General features: G+C 74.7%; 7 protein-coding genes. 5 read left to right on the top strand and 2 right to left on the bottom strand.

Annotated elements, in window-relative coordinates:
- Positions 1–148: 148 nt before the first annotated feature.
- On the top strand, positions 149–574 hold the full coding sequence (dtd, locus tag IDM29_RS14525; RefSeq protein WP_182112257.1) for a D-aminoacyl-tRNA deacylase: 426 nt from the start codon (positions 149–151) through the stop codon (positions 572–574).
- A gap of 10 nt (positions 575–584) precedes the next feature.
- Here dtd and IDM29_RS14520 read toward each other — a convergent pair whose 3' ends face one another.
- Complete coding sequence (locus IDM29_RS14520) at positions 585–1,442, bottom strand: aldo/keto reductase (RefSeq protein ID WP_182112256.1); 858 nt, start codon at positions 1,440–1,442, stop codon at positions 585–587.
- A gap of 159 nt (positions 1,443–1,601) precedes the next feature.
- Between IDM29_RS14520 and IDM29_RS14515 the strand changes: the two genes are divergently transcribed.
- From IDM29_RS14515 to IDM29_RS14505, 3 genes are read left to right on the top strand one after another with little or no spacing between them, the layout of a single operon-like run.
- A complete protein-coding gene (locus IDM29_RS14515; protein WP_182112255.1) occupies positions 1,602–2,519 on the top strand; it encodes an ABC transporter ATP-binding protein in 918 nt (305 codons plus the stop codon).
- A complete protein-coding gene (locus IDM29_RS14510) occupies positions 2,516–3,406 on the top strand; it encodes an ABC transporter permease (protein WP_182112254.1) in 891 nt (296 codons plus the stop codon). The genes IDM29_RS14515 and IDM29_RS14510 overlap by 4 nt, the downstream gene beginning before the upstream one ends.
- A complete protein-coding gene (locus IDM29_RS14505; RefSeq protein WP_255491660.1) occupies positions 3,399–3,668 on the top strand; it encodes a helix-turn-helix transcriptional regulator in 270 nt (89 codons plus the stop codon). The genes IDM29_RS14510 and IDM29_RS14505 overlap by 8 nt, the downstream gene beginning before the upstream one ends.
- A 10-nt stretch (positions 3,669–3,678) precedes the next feature.
- Here IDM29_RS14505 and IDM29_RS14500 read toward each other — a convergent pair whose 3' ends face one another.
- Positions 3,679–4,533, bottom strand: coding sequence for a Cof-type HAD-IIB family hydrolase (locus IDM29_RS14500; protein WP_255491659.1), 855 nt, complete (start codon positions 4,531–4,533; stop codon positions 3,679–3,681).
- A 40-nt stretch (positions 4,534–4,573) separates the two neighbouring features.
- Between IDM29_RS14500 and IDM29_RS14495 the strand changes: the two genes are divergently transcribed.
- Positions 4,574–5,215, top strand: a complete 642-nt coding sequence (locus tag IDM29_RS14495) for a TetR/AcrR family transcriptional regulator (protein WP_255500302.1) — start codon at positions 4,574–4,576, stop codon at positions 5,213–5,215.
- Positions 5,216–5,333 lie beyond the last annotated feature (118 nt).

Here is a 5,333-nt window from a genome sequence, read left to right as displayed (position 1 = left end):
CGGCGGTGCTGGTCGCCGCGGTCGCGCTGGCGCTGCGGGCGGCGGGCCAGGAGGTACCCGCGGCGCTCGAGGCGGCCGGCCGCACCCCTGTGCTCGGGCACGGGGCGCCCGTGGGCGAGGTCCGGACCGCGTTCGCCGGGGTGGCCCGGTGAGGGCCGTCGTGCAGCGCGTGACCCGCGCGTCGGTCACCGTCGCCGGCGAGGTCGTGGGCGCGATCGACCGCCCGGGCCTGGCCGTCCTGGTCGGCGTCACGCACGACGACGGGCCGGAGCAGGTGGCGCGGATCGCCCGGAAGATCGCGGAGCTGCGCATCCTGCGCGACGAGCGCTCGGCCGTGGACGCGGGGGCGCCGGTGCTCGTCGTCAGCCAGTTCACGCTCTACGGCGACACGCGCAAGGGCCGGCGGCCCACCTGGCACGCCGCCGCGCCGGGCCCCGTGGCGGAGCCGCTCGTCGCGCAGGTCGTGGCGGCCCTGCGCGAGAGCGGACTCGAGGTCGCCACGGGCGTGTTCGGCGCCGACATGGCGGTGGAGCTGGTCAACGACGGCCCGGTGACGATCCTGCTCGAGGCCTGAGCCGGTCGTCTCAGCCGTCGAGCCGCGCCAGCTCCTCGGCCGTGAGCTCCAGCTCGGCAGCGCGCACCGAGTCCGTGATGCTCTCCGGGCGGCTCGCGCCGGGGATCGGGACGACGACGTCGGCCTTGGCCAGCTCCCACGCGAGGCAGACCTGCTGCGGGCTCACGCCGCGCTCCGCGGCCACCTGCGCGAACGCCGCGTGGTTGCCGCCCAGGTCACCGGCGTTCTTGATGCCCCCGAGCGGGCTCCAGGGCAGGAAGGCGATGTCGAGCTCGGCGCACAGCTCGAGCTCCGGCTCGCTGCTGCGGAACGCCGGCGAGAACTGGTTCTGGACGGAGACCAGGCGCCCGCCGAGGACCTCCTGCGCGAGCCGGATCTGGTCCGGGCTCGCGTTCGAGATGCCCGCCATGAGGATCTTGCCCTCGTCGAGCAGGTCGCGGAGCGCGCCGACGGACTCCTCGTACGGCACGGCTGGGTCGGTCCGGTGGAACTGGTAGAGGCCGATCGCCTCGACGTCGAGGCGCTGCAGGGACGCCTCGCACGCCTGCTTGAGGTAGGCGGCGTCGCCCTGGACGTACCAGGAGCCGTCGCCCGGGCGGCGGTGGCCGCCCTTGGTCGCGACGAGGACGTCGTCCGGTCCCGTGCCGGCGAGCCGCAGCGCCTTGGCGATGAGCAGCTCGTTGTGGCCGACGTCGGTCGGGTCGCGGTGGTAGCTGTCCGCTGTGTCGATGAGCGTCACGCCCGCGTCGAGCGCGGCGTGGATCGTGGCGATCGACCGGGCCTCGTCGGGCCGGCCCTCGATGGACATGGGCATGCCGCCCAGGCCGATGGCGCTGACGGACCGGTCGCCGATGCGGCGCTGCTGCACGGTGTGTCTCCCGACGGTGGTGGCCCTCGGGCCGGCGGATCGGTGCCCGGCGATCGTAGGTCGGTCGCTCGCGCGGCGCAGGTGGGGGGTTGAGGTGTGCTGTGTGGTGTAGTACACATGCTACATACAGCATGAGGCACACTATGGGCTGGGGGACGGATGGACGACGAGGCGGTCGCCGTGAGCGGCCTGCGGATGCGCTACGGGACCACGGACGTGCTCGACGGGGTCGACCTCTGTGTCCGGCGCGGCGAGGTGGTCGCCCTCCTCGGTCCCAACGGCGCCGGCAAGACGACGACGGTCGAGATCCTCGAGGGCTTCCGTGAGCGCTCGGCGGGGGACGTGCGCGTGCTCGGCGAGGACCCCGCGACCGCACCCGAGAGCTGGCGCGCGGGGATCGGCGTCGTGCTCCAGTCCTGGCGGGACCACCGCCGGTGGCGCGTGCGCGAGCTGCTCGCCCACCTCGGCGACTACTACCGGCCCTACGGCACGCCGGACCGCGCGCGGCCGCGCGACGTCGACGAGCTGCTGGCCACCGTCGGTCTCGCCGACGCGGCGGACCAGATGCTGATGCGGCTGTCCGGCGGGCAGCGGCGCCGGCTCGACGTCGCCATCGGGATCGTCGGCCGGCCGGAGCTGCTCTTCCTCGACGAGCCCACCGCCGGCTTCGACCCCGAGGCGCGCCGCGACTTCCACGAGGTGGTCCACGCGCTCGTCGACCTGGAGGACACCACGGTGCTGCTGACCACGCACGACCTCGCCGAGGCCGAGAAGCTCGCGGACCGGATCCTCATCCTCGCCGGTGGGCGCATCGTCGCCGACGGCAGCCCCGACGCGCTCGCGCGCCAGACCGCGAGCCGCGCCGAGGTCCGGTGGTCGCGCGACGGGGAGCGCTTCGTCCACGCGGCCGACGACGCCACGGCGTTCGTCCGCGAGCTGCTCCAGCACGAGGGCGTCACCGACCTCGAGGTCCGGCGCGCCAGCCTCGAGGACGCCTACGTGCGGCTCGTGCACGAGCACGAGCACGAGCACGGCGGGTTTGGCACGACCCTGAGCTTCGACGGAGCGGTCCGATGAGCGCGGCGACGAGCGGGCGGGCGGTGACGCCGGCGTCCCCGCTGCGCCACGCGCTCCGGGTCGGGGCCCGGCGCGGCCTGAGGGAGTTCCGGATCAGCCTGCGCAATCCCGAGGACCTGCTGTTCTACCTCGGCTGGGGCGGCGGCCTGCTGCTCTACCTCGTGCTCAACCGCGACGCCGTCGCGCCGGGGACGTCGCTGACGATGCCGACGCTCGTGCTTCCCGGAGCGCTCGCCGCGATGCTCGTCTTCGGCGGTGTGCTCGGGCCCGCGTTCACGCTCGTCATCGAGCGTGAGGACGGGACGCTCCTGCGCGCGAAGGCGGCCCCGAACGGCATGGCCGGGTACGTGACGGGACAGGTCGTCGTCCAGGCGCTCGGCATCCTGCCGATGCTCACGATCATCCTGGTGCCGTCCGTCCTGTTCCTCGGCGTCGACGTCCACCGCGGCGCCGTCGGCTGGGTCGTGCTGGCGGCCGCGCTGTTCCTGGGCCTGGTGGCGACGCTGCCGATCGGCATGGTCGTGGGATCCGTCGCGCGCAAGGCGGGCCAGGTGAGCACCTGGGGCATGCTGCCGATCCTGGCGATGGGCGCCGTCTCGGGGATCTTCGTGCCCATCACCCAGCTCGCCCCGTGGATGCAGGCCGTGGGCCAGGTGTTCCCGATGTACTGGCTGGGCCACGTGATGCGCTGGGCGACCCTGCCCGACGGCGCCACGATGCTCGAGCTCGGAGGCGAGTGGCGCGTCCTGGAGGCCGTGGGCGTCCTGGGCGTGTGGACCGCCGTCGGCCTGCTGCTCGCCCCGCGCGTGCTCCGTAGGATGGCGCGCCGGGAGTCGGGCTCGGCCGTCGAGGCTCGCAGGCAGGAACGGATGCAGCGGATTGGCTGAGCGCACCGCGCCCTCGGGCGAGGCGGTCCACAACCGGATCGCGATGCTGCGCGCGGAGCGCGGCGTCTCTCGCCGCGAGCTGGCCGACGCCCTCGGCGTCCACTACCAGACCATCGGCTACCTCGAGCGTGGCGAGTACAGCCCGAGCCTGCACCTCGCGCTGCGCATCGCCGAGTACTTCGAGGTGCCGGTCGAGGTGGTCTTCTCGGTGCGTCCGTTCCCCCGGCTGGGCAGCGGCGCGGCCGGGGGACGGGACGCGTGACCCGCGCGGGTCAGCCGGCGAGGTCGAGCAGGGCGGCCAGCACCCGCGTCACACCGTTCTCCGTGTGCGGCGGCGCGACGAAGCGCGCCGCGGCGCGGACGTCGGGGTGGCCGTTCGCCATCGCGAAGGACATGCCCGCCGCGGCGAGCAGCTCGAGGTCGTTGAGGTGGTCGCCGAAGGCCGCCGTCTGCGCCGCGGTGACGCCGAGCGCCTCCTGCGCCCGTCGCAGCGCGACCCCCTTGTCGGTGCCGCGCGCCATGACGTCGACCCAGTGCTCGCCGGACAGCACCACGGTGTGCTCCGCGGCGAGCGGCGCGAGCGCGGGATGCGTCCGCGCGGCGACGTCGACCTCGTGGTGGACGGCGACCTTGAGCGCGTCGTCGTCGACGGCGAGCAGGTCGGGCACGCACTCCAGGCGCGCGTAGTAGCGCGAGACGGCGCCGAGGAAGGCGTCGTCGTGCCGCTCGACGTACGCCGACCCCGCGCCCGACAGGACAGTGCCGACCGGCTCGCCCTCGTGCGCCAGGCCGCGCACCGTCTCGACCGCGCGCACGACGGCGTCGCGGGAGACCACGCTCGTGCTCACGCGCCGGCCGTGGTGGACGACGTCGGCGCCGTTCTCGGCGATGAGCACCATGCCCTCGGCCCGCGCGCCGAACATCTCCTCCAGCGTCGCCCGCTGGCGGCCGCTGGCGGCGCAGAGCACGACGCCGCGGCGCTCGAGCTCGTCGGCGACGGGCCAGAAGGACGGGTCGACCTCGTGGTCGGCGTCGAGCAGCGTGCCGTCCATGTCGAGGGCGACGAGGCGCAGGTCCGCCGCCTCGGAGGCGTCGGGCAGGTCGACGAGGGCGGGGCGGGGGAGCACGCCCCAGTCTCCCACCGGGGCGGAAGGGCCGCTCCGGCCCATGGGAAAGAACGAACGGTCGTGCTATTTTGCCGTGATGGGACGGGGCGAGCACACACGGGACGTCATCCTGCGGCAGGCGGTCGCGCTCGCCTACCGCGTCGGGCTCGAGGGCTTGACCATCGGGGCGCTCGCCACCGAGGTGGAGATGTCCAAGAGCGGGATGTACGCGCACTTCGGCTCCAAGCAGGCCCTGCAGCTCGCCGTGCTCGACGCCGCCGCGGCGGACTTCGCGCGAGCCGTCGTCGTGCCCGCGCTCCGGGAGCCCCGGGGAGAGCCGCGCCTGCGGGCGCTCGTCGCGGCCTGGATCGCGTGCGGGCGTGAGCGCCGCCCGGGCGGCTGCCTCTTCGTCAAGGCGAGCACCGAGCTGGACGAGCGGCCGGGTCCGGTCCGGGACCGGCTCGTGGAACACCACCGGGAGCTCGACGCCTCGCTCGCCCGCATCGTGCGCGGCGGTGTCGCGGACGGCCGGTTCCGCCCCGACGCCGACGCCGAGCAGTTCGCGTCCGACCTCTACGCCGTGATGCTCGGGTTCTACCACCGCCACCGGTTGCTGGCCGACCCGCGCGCCGAGGCGCGCACGGCACGCGCCGTCGACACCCTGCTGGCCGCGATCCGGAACCCGGGCGAGGTGACCGCATGACCGGGTCCGTCACGTCCCCTCCCGCCCCGTACGCGTCGCCCTCGTGGCGGCGGCGGTTGCGTCGGACCCGTCGCCGGGCGACGGCGGCGGCGCAGCTCGCCGCGGTCCGCGCGCACCT

It is taken from the genome of Actinotalea sp. JY-7885 (assembly GCF_014525465.1).
In the GTDB taxonomy this organism is placed as follows: Bacteria; Actinomycetota; Actinomycetes; order Actinomycetales; family Cellulomonadaceae; genus Actinotalea.
This window is presented reverse-complemented; position numbering and strand designations above follow the sequence as displayed.

What these genes read in the sequence shown, in the direction of transcription:
- IDM29_RS14515 (WP_182112255.1), top strand. Translation starts at nt 1,602, where the DNA reads ATGGACGACGAGGCGGTCGCCGTGAGCGGCCTGCGGATGCGCTACGGG.
- IDM29_RS14510 (WP_182112254.1), top strand. Translation starts at nt 2,516, where the DNA reads ATGAGCGCGGCGACGAGCGGGCGGGCGGTGACGCCGGCGTCCCCGCTG.
- IDM29_RS14495 (WP_255500302.1), top strand. Translation starts at nt 4,574, where the DNA reads ATGGGAAAGAACGAACGGTCGTGCTATTTTGCCGTGATGGGACGGGGC.